Genomic DNA, 13,979 nt, shown 5'->3' with positions numbered 1-13,979 from the left:
GCAAAGGCATCCGGGCGCACGAAGTCAACGCCATCCTCGCCCGACGGTGCCTCCGCCGACCGCTGGTCCAAAGAAACGCGCGTCGGGCTGGTTCGTCGCGCGCGCCGAATGAATCGGGCACTGGCGCAAGCTTTTCCGCATGCGCATTGCGAACTCGATTTCACGACGCCGTTGGAGCTGACGGTGGCCACCATCCTTTCGGCGCAGAGCACCGACAAACGGGTCAACCTGACGACACCCGCATTGTTCAAGCGGTATCGCACGGCGCTGGATTATGCGCAGGCCGACCGCGACGAACTCGAGAACCTCATCCGCCCCACCGGCTTCTTCCGCAACAAGGCGGCGTCGCTCATGGGTCTCGGACAGGCCCTGGTCGAACGGTTCGACGGCGAGGTGCCGTCGACGATGGCGGAGCTGGTCACCCTGCCCGGGGTGGGCCGCAAGACCGCCAACGTCATCCTGGGCAACGCCTTCGACATCCCGGGAATCACCGTCGACACCCATTTCTCGCGGCTGGTACACAGGTGGCGCTGGACCGCTGAAAAGGACCCGGTGAAGATCGAGCACGCGGTCGGCGACCTGATCGAACGCCGGGAGTGGACGATGCTGAGCCACCGGGTGATCTTCCACGGCCGCCGCGTGTGCCATGCCCGCAAACCCGCCTGCGGCGCCTGCGTCCTTGCCAAGGACTGCCCTTCGTTTGGCCTCGGGCCGACGGAACCGCTGCTCGCCGCGCCCCTCGTGCAGGGTCCCGAGACCGAGCACTTGCTGGCCCTGGTGGGGCTCTGATACCGGGCGCGAGGCCGTGACCCGCACGACGCGCTGGACCGTCGCGATCCTCGCGGTGGTGGCGGCTTTGGTGGTGGCCCTGGTGGCCCAGTTGCACGATGATTCCGCACCGACCGCCACCACCCAGACGCCGGCGCTGCGGGAACACCGCGACGCCGACACCCCGTCCGCGCTGGCGGGTCCCCGGCGGCGCGCCGACCTGCCGCCGTGTCCGGCCGCCGGGGATGGCGCCGGCCCGGCGGCGCTGCGCGGTGTCACGGTGGAATGCGCCGCCGACGGTTCGGCCGTCGACGTCGCGCGCGCGGTGGCCGGACACCGGGTGGTCCTCAACCTGTGGGCCTATTGGTGCGGTCCCTGCGCCGCCGAGCTTCCCGCGATGGCCGAGTATCAGCGACGGGTCGGCTCGGACGTGATGGTGGTGACGGTGCACCAGGACGAGAACGAGACGGCTGCGCTACTGCGGTTGGCGGAGTTGGGCGTTCGGCTCCCGACCCTGCAGGACGGCCGTCGTCGGGTCGCGGCCGCGCTGCGTGTGGTAAATGTGATGCCCGCGACGGTCGTCCTCCGGCCGGACGGTAGCGTTGCCCAAATGCTGCCGCGGCCTTTTGCCAATGCCGACGAGATCGCGGCTGCCGTCGGAAACGACGCGGGTTGAGGCCGAGGGAGGTGCCGGTGAGCGCTGGGGGCACACCCCCGCCTGACGGGGGCCAAACCCATCGGCGGGCGCCGGTTTCGCTCAGACCCGACGCGTCACCGTCCTGGTTGCGTCCGCTGGTGGACAACGTGGGCCAGATCCCCGAGGCGTACCGGCACCGGCTGCCGGCAGGCGTGCTGGCGATGGTGACCGCCGCCAAGGCCGCGTCCTCGATGGCAACGCTGCTCGGTGACGATCGCGAGGCGGCTGTTTTGGTGTTGTTCTCGGGTCCGGAGTCCGGGCCATCCGGCGGCGGGCTGCCCGACGACGCCGATCTCCTGCTGACCGTGCGGGCCTCGACGCTGCGCCATCACGCCGGGCAGGCGGCCTTCCCCGGCGGCGCCTCCGATCCCGGCGACGAGGGCCCGGTCGCGACCGCGCTGCGCGAGGCGCGCGAGGAAACCGGGCTCGACGTGAATCGGCTGCATCCGCTGGCCACCATGGAGCGCACTTTCATCGCGCCGTCGCGGTTTCACGTCGTCCCGGTGCTCGCCTATTCGCCGGATCCCGGGCCGGTGGGCGTCATCGACGAGACGGAAACGGCCATCGTGTCGCGAGTTCCGGTGCGCGCCTTCATCAATCCGGAGAACCGGCTGATGGTGTACCGGGGCAACCTCGGCCGCCGGTGGGCCGGGCCGGCGTTTCTGTTGAACCAGATGTTGGTCTGGGGATTCACCGGTCAGGTGATTTCCGCGGTGCTCGATGTGGCCGGCTGGTCCGAGCCCTGGGACACCACCGACATCCGCGAGCTGGACGAGGCGATGGTGCTGGTCGGCAACGAGGGCGGGCCCCGCCGATGAACATCAATTCGATGACCCCGTCGCAGTGGCTGGACATCGCCGTCCTGGCGGTCGCGTTCATCGCGGCGATCTCGGGCTGGCGCTCGGGTGCGCTGGGCTCGCTGCTGTCGTTCGTCGGGGTGCTGCTGGGCGCCATCGCGGGCGTGCTGCTGGCGCCGCACATCGTCAGCCATATCGCCGCACCGCGCGCCAAACTGTTCACCGCGCTGTTTCTGATCCTCGCGCTGGTCGTCGTCGGTGAGGTCGCCGGCGTGGTGCTGGGGCGCGCCGTTCGCGGCGCAATCCGCAGTCGCGCAATAAGAACGATCGACTCGGTCATCGGCGTCGGTGTCCAGCTCGTCGTGGTGCTGACCGCGGCGTGGCTGTTGGCCACGCCGCTGACGCAGTCCAAGGACCAGCCAGAGCTGGCTTCCGCGGTCAAGGGCTCGCGGGTGCTGGCCCAAGTCAACGAGCTGGCACCGCCCTGGCTCAAGACGGTGCCCAAGCGGCTCTCGGCACTGCTGAACACTTCCGGGCTGCCGGCGGTGCTCGAGCCGTTCAGCCGCACCCCGGTGATCCCGGTGGCGTCTCCGGACCCGGCCCTGGCCGCCAATCCGGTGGTGACGACCGCCGCGCCCAGCGTCGTCAAGGTGCGTAGCCTGGCGCCGAGCTGTCAGAAAGTGTTGGAGGGCAGCGGATTTGTGATCGCTCCCGACCGGGTGATGACCAACGCGCACGTGGTGGCCGGATCCAACAACGTGCAGATCTACGCCAGCGGCAATCCCCTCGACGCGACCGTGGTGTCCTATGACCCGTCGGTGGACATCGCGATCCTGGCCGTCCCGAACCTGCCGCCGCCGCCCCTGGCCTTCGCCCAGGGCGAGGCGAAGAGCGGCGAAAGCGTTGTGGTGCTGGGTTATCCGGGCGGCGGCAACTTCACCGCGACGCCGGCCAGGATTCGGGAGGCGATCAGGCTCAGCGGCCCGGACATCTACCGGGACCCGGCGCCGGTCACCCGCGACGTGTACACCATCAGAGCCAATGTTGAGCAAGGCAATTCGGGCGGGCCGTTGATCGACTTGAACGGTCACGTGCTCGGCGTGGTGTTCGGCGCGGCCGTCGACGATCCCGACACCGGGTTCGTGCTGACGGCCGACGAGGTGGCCTCCCAGCTTTCCAAGATCGGCGACACCCAACAGGTGGCTACCGGGGCCTGCGTCAGCTGACGCCGCGCCGGTGCACCTGCTCGAGGAACTTCAACAGGTGCCTGTTGACCTCCTCGGGCGCCTCCTCGTGGCTGAAATGGCCTGCGCCCGCGATGGATAGGTAGCGGCCCTGCGGCGCGTAGCGCTGGGTGTGGTCCACCGGGTCGGCGAGCACGTAGGGATCGGCGTCACCGCGCAGGTGCAGCAGCGGCATGCCGAGCTGTTGGGACATCGACCGGATGAATCGCCGGCCCTCGCCGCGTAGCTGGCTTCGCACCGCCCACCGCTGGTACTCCAGCGCGCAGTGCGCCGCGCCGGGGATCTGGATTGCCGTCCGCAGGTGGCCAATGGTCTGCGAAAAGTCCTCGGAAGCAACCCATTTGGCGCAGCTTCGAATCCGGACGAGGCGTTCGATCTCCGCCGCGTTGTCCCGGGTCAGCAGGTGCTCCGGCCAGACGGGCAATTGATATCGCAGCAATGTAGGCAGCAGCGCGTAACTTTGGTCGCGGCGCGTCAGCGTGGATCGGCGCAGCGCCGCCGGATGCGGCGAGCTGATCAGCGCGATGGCGAGCACCAGCCGCGAATGCAGCAGCGCGGTGGCCCAGCAGGCCAGCCCGCCGTCGGCATGGCCAACCAGCGTCGCCGACGAATGCCCGAGCGCGCGGATCAGCCCCGCCGTGTCGCCGGCGAGCGTCCAGCCGTCGTAGCCGCGGGGCGGCTTGTCGCTGCCGCCGTAGCCGCGCAGGTCGACCGCGACCACCCGCGCACCGGTCAGCCCGCGCAGCTGATGGCGCCAGGACCACCAGAACGATCCGAAACCGTGCAGCAGCATCACCAGCGGCCGCGCCGTCGCCGGCTCCGAGGGCGGAACCGCATGATCCTGTCGGTCCGGCAGGGCTTCGACGACGTGGAATCGGATGCCGTTGGCGTGCACGTCGAAGTGGCGCCACGGCCCGTCGATGCGAGTGACCGACGGATCTGGTGCCGGCATCTACCAACCCGAGGGATCCGCGGGTTTTTCGTGCCTGCCGCCGGAGGACTCGGGAAGTTCCCTGGGTTCCCCGGCGGGCTTGTCGTGGCCGGGTGTGAGCGCGGTGCGCGTCTCCCTGACCGATTCGATCGTCTCCCGCGGCCCGCGGATGCGGCGGACCTTCAGGAAGCCCAGCAGCCCCAGCAGGGCGCCGAACACCACCATGATCCCGAACACGATCAGGTAGGCCACCCAGCGCCACAGCCAGGTGTCGAGCAGTTCGGCGATGAAGAAAAAGAAGAAGAACGTGGAGTAGAACAGCACCACCAGCGCGGCGATGAAATAGACGCTGCCGGTCAGGCCCTTCTTGACGTCCCGGGTGATCTCGGAGCGGGCCAGTTCGACCTCGGCGCGCACCAGGGTCGACACCTGGGCTGAGGCGTCCTTGATCAGGTCCCCGATCGACGGTTCGGCGGGCCTGGCGTGCGGGTCGGCCAACGGAATCGTGGTCAGCGTGCTGGGCACGCCGTTGTTGCGATCGACTTTGCTCACAGGCCGTCCTCTCGGTGTTCTCGTCGCGGCTTATGTTGCCATGCGGCGGCATGCCAGACGAGGGCAGCCGAAGCCCACTCCCGCCCGGCGTCCCCGCAGCGAAGCCGGACGCCGGGAAATAAGCTGATGGATCCCCTTGAGCGGGAAAGGAATAGGGAAAGCGGCGTGGCGACGACACCGACCATGGCGAACCGGACACCATAGCCGACTAGACTGACCGGGCCACTGGGGATGCCCGACCGCGCGATGGGAGTGTTGCTTTGCAGACGGCCTACCGTTGCTACCGGGCGGCGATCGTGGCCGTACTGGTCGCACTTATGGGTGTGCCCGCCCGTGCGGCCGCCGACGACAGGGTTCCGATGGGCGGTGGGGCCGGCATCGTCATCAACGGCGACACCATGTGCACCCTGACGACGATCGGCACCGATACCGCCGGCGACATGATCGGCTTCACCTCCGCGCACTGCGGCGGTCCCGGCGCGCAGGTCGCCGCCGAGGGAGCGCAGAACAGGGGCCCGCTGGGCGTCATGGTCGCCGGCAACGACGTCCTCGACTACGCGGTGATCAAATTCGATCCGGCCAAGGTGGCGCCGGTGGCCAACTACAACGGCTTCCTGATCAGCGGCATCGGCCCGGATCCGGCCTTCGGCCAGATCGCCTGCAAGCAGGGCCGAACGACCGGCAACTCATGCGGGGTCACCTGGGGGCCGGGCCAGGACCCGGGCACCATCGTCATGCAGGTGTGCGGCCAACCCGGTGACTCCGGGGCGCCGGTGACCGTCAACAACCTGCTGGTCGGCATGATTCACGGCGCGTTCAGCGACAACCTGCCGACGTGCATCATCAAATACATCCCGTTGCACACGCCCGCGGTGGTGATGTCGATCAACGCCGACCTCGCCGATATCAACGCCAAGCACCGCCCCGGCGCGGGGTTCGTGCCGCTGCCGGCCTGATCCGCTCGCCGCCCTACTTTCCGGCCTTGATCGCGTCGAAGACTCCGGGATCCAACAGCGTCGACGTGTCACCCAACTCCCGGTTCTCGGCGACGTCGCGCAACAGCCTGCGCATGATCTTGCCGCTGCGGGTCTTCGGCAGCTCGGGCACCACGTGGACCTCCCGTGGCTTGGCTATCGGCGAGATCTCCCGCGCCACCTCGACGCGCAACTCGTCGACGATCCCGTCGTGCACCTCGAAGTCGGCGCACAAGACGACGAACGCGCAGATGGCCTGCCCGGTGGTCTCGTCCGTCATCCCGACCACGGCCGCCTCGGCCACCGCGACGTGGCCGACCAGCGCCGACTCCACCTCGGCGGTCGACAGGCGATGGCCCGACACGTTCATCACGTCGTCGATGCGGCCGACCACCCAGATGGCGCCGTCGGAGTCGTAGTAGGCGCTGTCGCCGGCGAAGTACCAGCCCTGCTCGGCGAACCGGGACCAGTAGGTCTCGACGTACCGTTCCGGGTCGCCCCAGATGCCGCGCAGCATCGACGGCCAGGGCTGGTCCAGGACAAGGTAGCCGCTGGCGTGCTCGCCCTTGTCGTTGCCCGGCGGGATCTGATCGCCGTGGTCGTCGACGATCTTGGCCGAGATGCCCGGCAGCGGCCGCATCGCCGAACCCGGTTTGGCCGCGGCCACGCCGGGCAGCGGGGAGATCATCGCGGCACCCGTCTCGGTCTGCCACCAGGTGTCGACGATCGGGAGGCGCTCGGCGCCGATCACGTTGCGGTACCAGCGCCATGCCTCCGGGTTGATCGGTTCACCGACCGTCCCCAGCAGCCGCAGGCTGGACAGGTCGTGCGCGTCGGGAATCTCGCGGCCCCACTTCATGAACGTGCGGACGAGGGTGGGCGCGGTGTAATAGATTGTCACGCCGTACTTTTCGATGATCTCGAAATGCCGGTGCTGGGTGGGCGAGTCGGGCGTGCCCTCGTACAGGACCTCGGTGACGCCGTTCGAGAGGGGACCGTAGACACCGTAGCTGTGTCCGGTGACCCAGCCGATGTCGGCGGTGCACCAGAACACGTCGGTCTCGGGTTTGATGTCGAAGACGTAGTAGTGCGTGTAGGAACACTGGGTCAGGTACCCCCCGCTGGTGTGCACGATCCCTTTGGGCTTGCCGGTGGTGCCCGAGGTGTACAGCAGGAACAACGGCTGCTCGGCGCCGAACGGCTGCGGGACGTGCTCGGACGACGCGGCGTCGACGACGTCGTGCCACCACAGGTCTCGCTCGTCGTTCCAGGACACGTCAATCCCCGTGCGGCGCACCACCAGAACGCGCTGGATGGAGCTGGGGCCGTCGGGGCCGGGCGCGACCGCCTCGTCGGCCGCTTCCTTCAGCGGTGAGGGCTTGCCCCGGCGGAACTGCCCATCGCTGGTGATGAGCAACTTGGCCTCGGCGTCGGCGATTCGGGCGCGCAGCGCCTTCGCGGTGAATCCGGCGAACACGACGCTGTGCATGATGCCCAAGCGCGCGCAGGCGAGCATCGATATCACGGCTTCCGGAATCAACGGCATGTAGATGGCGACCCGGTCGCCGGCGACCAGCCCGAGCTCGGTCAGCGCATTGGCCGCCCTGCACACCTCCGCCTGCAGATCGGAATACGTCAGGCTGCGACTGTCGCCCGGTTCACCCTCCCAGTGGATCGCCACCCGATCGCCGAGCCCCGCCTCCACGTGGCGGTCAACGCAGTTGTAGGCGACGTTGAGCTCGCCGTCGGCGAACCACTTGGCGAACGGCGCTTCCGACCAGTCCAGGATCTCGGTGAACGGCGTCGACCACGAGAGGCGACGGGCCTGTTTGGCCCAGAAGGCCAGCCGATCCAGGTCGGCCTCGCGGTACAGCTCCTCACCGGCGTTGGCCTGCTCGGCGAACTCCGCCGGCGGCGGATACGACGACGGATACGGCGGGCCCTCGGTGCGCGTGGCGGTCACTGGTTTCCTCCTAATGTTTCAGGCGCGTCAACCGTCAGTGAGCCTAGACCTTCGAGGTGAAAAGCGGTTCCCCAATCGGGGTTCAATTGCGCCCCCAAGGCGCATAATCACCGATGTGCCGAGACCGCACGGGCGGCGGCTTCGCCGATGGGTGCCCAGCTTCGCCGTGGCCGCAACGAGTTACGTGGCCACCGCCCCGGCTGGGCCACTCGCCTGGGCCGAACCGGCCGACAGCGTCGACCAACCGACGCCGTGCTGGTCCGAACAGGTCGCCGTCAGCGCATCCCCCACCCAGGGTGCCGCGGGCCACCGCGGGCTGACGTTGATGTTCACGCTCGCCGGCGGAGCGGACCCGTGCACGCTCACCGGTTACCCGGTCGTCGACTCCGGCGCCGGCGGCCCGGCGATCCATGCCCAGCCCACTCCGCGCGGGTACATGGGCGGCCTGCCGGCCGGGGTGGACGTGCCGCCCAGCGCCGTCCTCTCGCTGTCGACTTCAGCGCAAGCCATCGTGGAGGGCGTGGGCTACGACGACCAGGGCAACGCATGTCCCACCTACACCGACCTGGCAGTCAGCCCGCCCGGCATCATCGAGGTGTTCAACGTGCCGGCCACCATCGACGCCTGCCGCCTGCAGGTCCACCCCGTTACGGCCGGCTGAACGGCGCGCGGTCAGGAACCGGCCGGCGCCAGGCAGTAGACGCGGGCCGGCGAGGGATAGACGATCGTCTTATCGCCGGGCGGGCAGCGCGTCGTGTCCGTGCTGCCGTCGATGCGCTGCACAACCATGGTTTGCGACGGCTGCGGCTCTCCGCAGTCGCCGGGCCGCATTGTCAGGTTCCCGGCGCCGCTGGCCGGCTGGTAACACTGACCCTGCCTGAGGTTGAGCGCGAAGCACAGCAGCGTGACCCCATCGGTGTACCGGCTGTAAACGGAGTCACCGCGTTTGCCGTCCGGGCAGGCCTCGCCACCACCTTTGAAGGCGAGTTCGTAGATGTTGGCCCGGTTGGCACAGTCGTTTCCCGGATTGGAACTGAAACGCATTGTGAGAAAGGCGGTTTGGTCGACGCACTCACCCACCCGGATGGACTTGTCGGTGTCGAACGGGCTCCGGAAGTGTGGTCGCAGCAGAATTCCGGCGATTCCCAGTGCACCCGCTGCCAGCAGCACGGCACCGGTGACGATCAGCGTGTTGCCCGACTTCAAGGGTTGGCGCGGCCGTCCCGGGGCCGCTCGACTGCGTGAGCGTGACCCGATCAACAGACAGGCGAATCCGATCGCGATAATCACGAACATCGCCGCCAGATACCCGACCTGAACGCCGACGTCCTGCGCTGTCACAGCGCAATCCTAGTCACGGCGAGCGCCACGTTCGGCCATCGGCGCCGGAGGCTTTAGGTCGTTTGGTGACGGCCCGCTGCGCCCGGCTGCGCCGCGCTTGCGACCGTCACTAGGTCGTTTGGTGACGGCCCGCTGCGCCCGGCTGCGCCGCGCTTGCGACCGTCACTAGGTCTGTTGGTGACGGCCCGCTGCGCCCGGCTGCGCCGCGCTTGCGACCGTCACTAGGTCTGTTGGTGACGGCCCGCTGCGCCCGGCTGCGCCGCGCTTGCGACCGTCACTAGGGTCGCTGGCATGCGTCGGATGCGGGCCGCGCTGGCCGTGATCGCCGCCGGGATGCTGGCGGCCGGGTCCCTGGGCGGCTGCGGTGGCGGCGTCCTGACTCCCGATCTGGTGCTGGTCAACGGCGGGGAACCGCCCTACCCGCTGGTTCCCACCAGCACCAACGACAGCAACGGCGGGCGGATCATCGACCGGCTCTTCGCCGGCCTGGTGTCCTATGACGCCGCGGGGCACCCGGCAAACGAGGTGGCCCAGTCGATCGAGACCACCGACAACGTCAACTATCGCGTGGTCCTCAAGCCCGGCTGGAAATTCACCGATGGCTCGCCGGTGACGGCCCACTCGTTCGTCGACGCGTGGAACTACGGCGCCCTGAGCTCCAATGCCCAACTGCAGCAAAGCTTTTTCAGCCCGATCGACGGGTTCGACGAAGTGGCCGGGCGTGATGCCAAGCGCACCACCATGTCCGGGCTGCGGGTGGTCAACGATCTCGAGTTCACCGTGCGCCTGACGGCGCCGACAATCGACTTCGTGTTGCGGCTGGGCCACAGCGCGTTCTACCCGCTGCCGGACGCCGCATTCCGCGACATGGCCGCCTTCGGCCGCAACCCTTTTGGCAACGGCCCGTACCAGCTCGCGGGCGGTCCCGACGGGCCGGCCTGGGAGCACAACGTCAAGATCGACCTGCGGCCCAATCCCGGCTACCACGGCAACCGGACACCGCGCAACAAGGGCTTGCGGTTCGAGTTCTACGCGAACCTCGACACCGCCTACGCCGACCTCCTGTCCGGGAATCTCGATGTGCTGGACACGCTTCCGCCGAGCGCGCTGCCGGTCTACAAACGCGACCTCGGTGACAACGTGACCAGCGGCCCGGTGGCGGTCAAGCACAGCCTCGACACCCCGCTGCGGCTGCCGCACTTCGGCGGCGAGGAAGGGCGCCTGCGCCGGCTTGCGCTGTCGGCCGCCGTCAACCGCGAGCAGATCTGCCAGCGGATCTTCCTGGGCACCCGCACGCCGTCGCGTGATTTCACCGCCCGGTCGTTGCCGGGCTTCGACCCGAACCTGCCGGGCAACGACGTGTTGAACTTCGATCCCGATCGCGCGCGGCAACTCTGGGCGCAAGCCAACGCGATCTCGGGGTGGGCCGGCCAGTACGCCATCGCCTACAACGCCGACGCCGGTAATCAGGAATGGGTGGACGCGGTGGCCAACAGCATCAAGAACGTGCTGGGAATCGACGCCGTCGGCGCGCCGCAGCCGACCTTCGCCGGCTTTCGCACCCAGATCACCAACCGCACCATCGCGACAGCGTTCCGCGCCGCGTGGCAGGGCGACTATCCGTCCATGATCGAATTCCTCGCCCCGCTGTTCGCCACCGGCGCGGGCTCCAACGACGTCGGCTACGCGAACCCCGACTTCGACGCGGCGCTGGCGGCCGCCGAGGCCGCGCCGACCATTGCGCAGTCGGACGACCTGGTCAACGCCGCGCAGCGAATCCTGTTCCACGACATGCCCGTCGTTCCCCTGTGGGACAACATCGGCGTGGTGGGCTGGTCGGCGGAGGTCAGGGACGTGCACGTCACCTGGAACGGCCTGCCCGACTACGAGAACATCGTGAAGGCCTGAGATGGGCTGGTACATCGCGCGGCGGATCGCCGTCATGGTGCCGGTCTTCCTCGGCGCCACCCTGCTGATCTACGGCATGGTGTTCTTGCTGCCCGGCGATCCGGTGGCGGCGATGGCCGGGGACCGGCCGCTCACTCCCGCGGTGGCGGCCGCGCTGCGCGCGCGCTACCACCTCGACGATCCGTTCGCTGTGCAGTACCTGCGCTACCTGGGCGGCATCCTGCGCGGCGACTTGGGGCGCTCCTATTCCGGGTTGCCGGTCAGTGCCGTTCTGGCCCATGCCTTTCCGGTGACCCTGCGGCTGGCGCTGATCGCGGTGGCGGTGGAGACGGTGTTCGGGATCGGCTTCGGGGTGGTCGCGGGCCTGCGCGAGGGCGGAGTTTTCGATTCGACGGTGCTGATCGCCGGCCTAGTCATCATCGCGATCCCGATATTCGTCCTGGGCTTCGTGGCGCAATTCGTGTTCGGTGTGCGGCTGGGAATCGCGCCCGTCACGGTGGGCGAGCGGGCGACCTTCGGGCGGTTGCTGCTGCCCGGAATCGTCTTGGGCGCGGTGTCGTTCGCGTACGTGGTGCGGTTGACCCGGTCCGCGGTGGCCGCCAACGCGCACACCGACTATGTCCGGACCGCCACCGCCAAGGGGTTGTCGCGGCGCCGGGTCGTGACGGTGCACATCCTGCGGAACTCGCTGATCCCCGTGGTGACGTTCCTCGGCGCCGACCTCGGGTCGCTGATGGGCGGGGCCATCGTGACGGAAGGCATCTTCAACATCCACGGCGTCGGCGGCGTCCTGTATCAGGCCGTCACCCGGCAGGAGGCGCCGACGGTGGTGTCGATAGTGACGGTGCTGGTGGTCATCTACCTGATCACCAACCTGGCGGTGGACCTGCTGTACGCCGCCCTCGATCCCCGGATCCGCTATGGCTGAACGCAGCCCCGATCGCCACGGCTTCTGGCGCGACACCTGGCGCGGGCTGCGGCGGCGCCCGAAGTTCATCGTCGCCGCCGCGCTGATCGCGCTCATCGTTGCCGTCGCCCTGTTCCCGGCGTTGTTCACCGGCATCGATCCCGGCTACGCCGATCCGGGCCAGAGCCTGCTGCCCCCGTCGGCCGCGCACTGGTTCGGCACCGACCTGCAAGGCCACGACATCTACGCGCGAACGGTTTACGGGGCGCGGGCCTCGGTCATCGTCGGTCTCGGCGCCACCCTGCTGGTGTTCGCGGTGGGCGGCGCCCTGGGCGCGTTGGCCGGCTTCTACGGGGGCTGGATCGACGCCGTCGTCTCGCGCATCACCGACGTGTTCTTCGGCTTACCCCTGCTGCTGGCGGCCATCGTGATCATGGGCGTCATGCACCACCGCAGGGTGTGGACCGTGGTGGTCATCCTGGCCTTGTTCGGCTGGCCGCAGGTGGCCAGGGTCGCCCGCGGCGCGGTGCTCGAGGCGCGGGCCGGCGACTATGTGCTTGCGGCGAAGGCGTTGGGAATGAGCAACTTTCAAACGCTGATTCGGCACGTGCTGCCCAACGCCCTGGGTCCGGTCTTCGCGGTGTGCACCCTGGCCTTCGGCGTGTTCATCGTCACCGAGGCATCGCTGTCCTACCTTGGCGTCGGCCTACCGGCGTCGGTGGTGTCCTGGGGCGGCGACATCAATCTGGCACAGAGCCGCCTGCGGTCGGGCTCGCCCATCCTGTTCTATCCGGCCGGCGCGCTGGCCATTACGGTGCTCGCCTTCATGATGATGGGCGACGCCCTGCGTGACGCGTTGGACCCGGCCTCGCGGGGGCGGCGCGCATGAATCCCGGCGAGCCGCTGCTGTCGGTCGAGGGCCTCGAGGTCAGTTTCGGGGATCGGGCCGTGGTGTGTGGCGTGGATCTGACGGTGCGGCGCGGTCAGACCGTCGCGGTGGTCGGCGAATCCGGGTCCGGGAAATCCACCACGGCCGCCGCGATCCTCGGGCTGCTGCCACCCGGCGGACGAATCTCGGCCGGTCGCATCGTCTTCGACGGGCTCGACATCACCGCTGCTGACCGCCGGGTGCTGCGGTCGATCAGGGGCCGCGACATCGGCTACGTCCCGCAGGATCCGATGACCAACCTCAACCCGGTCTGGAAGGTGGGGCTTCAGGTCCGGGAAGCGTTGCGGACCAACGCTTCTGGTCGCGATGCGCGACGGCGCGCGCTCGAGCTGCTCGCCGAGGCGGGCATGCCGGATCCCGTGCGGCAGGCCGCCAAGTATCCCCATCAGCTTTCCGGCGGCATGTGTCAACGCGCGCTGATCGCGATCGGCTTGGCCGGACGGCCGAAGCTGCTCATCGCCGACGAGCCGACGTCGGCGCTTGACGTCACGGTCCAGCGGCGGGTGCTGGACCACCTCCAGGGGCTTACCGCGGAACTCGGGACCGCGTTGCTGCTGATCACCCACGACCTGGCGTTGGCCGCTGAGCGGGCGGAGACCGTGGTGGTCGTCCATCGGGGCCTGGTGGTGGAAACCGGTGCGGCGCAATCGATTCTACGGGAGCCGCGCCACGAATACACCCAGCGCCTGGTGGCGGCCGCGCCGTCGCTGACTCCCCGGACCCGGGCGCACATCCCGACTCGGCCCACCGACGATCTTCTTGCCGCCTCCGAGCTCACCAAGGTCTACCGGGAGTCACGCGGGGCGCCGTGGCGGCACACGGAATTTCGCGCGGTCGACGCCGTGTCGTTCCGCGTGCGTCGGGCGAGCACGTTGGCAATCGCCGGGGAGTCGGGCTCGGGCAAATCGACGCTGGCGCCGGATGGTGCTGGGCCTGTTGCCGCCCACC

13 protein-coding genes and 1 pseudogene are annotated in these 13,979 nt (G+C 68.9%); 10 read left to right on the top strand and 4 right to left on the bottom strand.

All coding sequences use genetic code 11. From position 1 onward, the window contains the following. Window positions 1-108: 108 nt before the first annotated feature. Genes nth through marP form a run of 4 tightly spaced genes read left to right on the top strand, consistent with a single transcriptional unit; the run spans window position 109 to window position 3,488 of the window. Window positions 109-789, top strand: a complete 681-nt coding sequence (gene nth, locus A5705_RS00670) for an endonuclease III (RefSeq protein WP_068274552.1) — start codon at window positions 109-111, stop codon at window positions 787-789. 16 nt (window positions 790-805) lie between these two features. Then, complete coding sequence (locus A5705_RS00665; RefSeq protein WP_068274549.1) at window positions 806-1,444, top strand: TlpA disulfide reductase family protein; 639 nt, start codon at window positions 806-808, stop codon at window positions 1,442-1,444. Window positions 1,445-1,461: 17 nt separating this feature from the next. Then, complete coding sequence (locus A5705_RS00660) at window positions 1,462-2,283, top strand: CoA pyrophosphatase (RefSeq protein WP_067884407.1); 822 nt, start codon at window positions 1,462-1,464, stop codon at window positions 2,281-2,283. An 11-nt stretch (window positions 2,284-2,294) separates the two neighbouring features. After that, complete coding sequence (gene marP / locus A5705_RS00655; RefSeq protein ID WP_156738608.1) at window positions 2,295-3,488, top strand: acid resistance serine protease MarP; 1,194 nt, start codon at window positions 2,295-2,297, stop codon at window positions 3,486-3,488. Here marP and A5705_RS00650 read toward each other — a convergent pair. Together A5705_RS00650 and A5705_RS00645 are read right to left on the bottom strand one after the other, a co-directional pair. Beyond that, a complete protein-coding gene (locus tag A5705_RS00650) occupies window positions 3,481-4,458 on the bottom strand; it encodes an alpha/beta fold hydrolase (protein WP_067884365.1) in 978 nt (325 codons plus the stop codon). The two genes, marP and A5705_RS00650, sit on opposite strands and share 8 nt — an antisense overlap. Beyond that, window positions 4,459-4,989, bottom strand: a complete 531-nt coding sequence (locus A5705_RS00645; protein WP_067884368.1) for a phage holin family protein — start codon at window positions 4,987-4,989, stop codon at window positions 4,459-4,461. Between the two features lie 260 nt (window positions 4,990-5,249). Here A5705_RS00645 and A5705_RS00640 point away from each other — a divergent pair, with 260 nt between their 5' ends. Continuing rightward, on the top strand, window positions 5,250-5,945 hold the full coding sequence (locus A5705_RS00640) for a serine protease (protein ID WP_156738609.1): 696 nt from the start codon (window positions 5,250-5,252) through the stop codon (window positions 5,943-5,945). Window positions 5,946-5,958: 13 nt separating this feature from the next. On the opposite strand, the gene acs is transcribed toward A5705_RS00640, so the two are convergent. After that, window positions 5,959-7,926 (bottom strand): acetate--CoA ligase, encoded by a 1,968-nt coding sequence (gene acs, locus A5705_RS00635; RefSeq protein WP_067884374.1) that lies wholly within the window; start codon window positions 7,924-7,926, stop codon window positions 5,959-5,961. Window positions 7,927-8,092: 166 nt separating this feature from the next. On the opposite strand from acs, the gene A5705_RS00630 reads away from it, so the two are divergent. Then, window positions 8,093-8,587: a DUF4232 domain-containing protein gene (locus A5705_RS00630; protein ID WP_068274747.1), complete on the top strand. Its 495-nt coding sequence runs from the start codon at window positions 8,093-8,095 to the stop codon at window positions 8,585-8,587. Between the two features lie 11 nt (window positions 8,588-8,598). On the opposite strand, the gene A5705_RS00625 is transcribed toward A5705_RS00630, so the two are convergent. Continuing rightward, window positions 8,599-9,132, bottom strand: a complete 534-nt coding sequence (locus A5705_RS00625) for a hypothetical protein (RefSeq protein WP_156762984.1) — start codon at window positions 9,130-9,132, stop codon at window positions 8,599-8,601. A gap of 426 nt (window positions 9,133-9,558) precedes the next feature. On the opposite strand from A5705_RS00625, the gene A5705_RS00620 reads away from it, so the two are divergent. From A5705_RS00620 to A5705_RS00605, 4 genes and pseudogenes are all read left to right on the top strand, one after another. Continuing rightward, a complete protein-coding gene (locus A5705_RS00620; RefSeq protein WP_067884379.1) occupies window positions 9,559-11,175 on the top strand; it encodes an ABC transporter substrate-binding protein in 1,617 nt (538 codons plus the stop codon). Between the two features lies 1 nt (window position 11,176). After that, complete coding sequence (locus A5705_RS00615) at window positions 11,177-12,103, top strand: ABC transporter permease (protein WP_068274545.1); 927 nt, start codon at window positions 11,177-11,179, stop codon at window positions 12,101-12,103. Further along, on the top strand, window positions 12,096-12,971 hold the full coding sequence (locus A5705_RS00610) for an ABC transporter permease (RefSeq protein ID WP_068274542.1): 876 nt from the start codon (window positions 12,096-12,098) through the stop codon (window positions 12,969-12,971). The genes A5705_RS00615 and A5705_RS00610 overlap by 8 nt, the downstream gene beginning before the upstream one ends. After that, window positions 12,968-13,979: pseudogene (locus A5705_RS00605) on the top strand (ATP-binding cassette domain-containing protein); the annotation flags it as partial. The gene A5705_RS00610 and the pseudogene A5705_RS00605, both read left to right, overlap by 4 nt.

This window comes from Mycobacterium sp. E787 (genome assembly GCF_001668725.1).
Taxonomy (GTDB): domain Bacteria; phylum Actinomycetota; class Actinomycetes; order Mycobacteriales; family Mycobacteriaceae; genus Mycobacterium.
The sequence above is the reverse complement of the archived record's forward strand: the minus strand, read 5'-3'. Positions and strand labels throughout refer to the sequence as shown.

Coding starts and splice junctions, on each gene's coding strand:
- nth (WP_068274552.1), top strand. CDS start 109: ATGAATCGGGCACTGGCGCAAGCTTTTCCGCATGCGCATTGCGAACTC.
- marP (WP_156738608.1), top strand. CDS start 2,295: ATGACCCCGTCGCAGTGGCTGGACATCGCCGTCCTGGCGGTCGCGTTC.
- A5705_RS00650 (WP_067884365.1), bottom strand. CDS start 4,458: ATGCCGGCACCAGATCCGTCGGTCACTCGCATCGACGGGCCGTGGCGC.
- A5705_RS00620 (WP_067884379.1), top strand. CDS start 9,559: ATGCGTCGGATGCGGGCCGCGCTGGCCGTGATCGCCGCCGGGATGCTG.
- A5705_RS00615 (WP_068274545.1), top strand. CDS start 11,177: ATGGGCTGGTACATCGCGCGGCGGATCGCCGTCATGGTGCCGGTCTTC.
- A5705_RS00610 (WP_068274542.1), top strand. CDS start 12,096: ATGGCTGAACGCAGCCCCGATCGCCACGGCTTCTGGCGCGACACCTGG.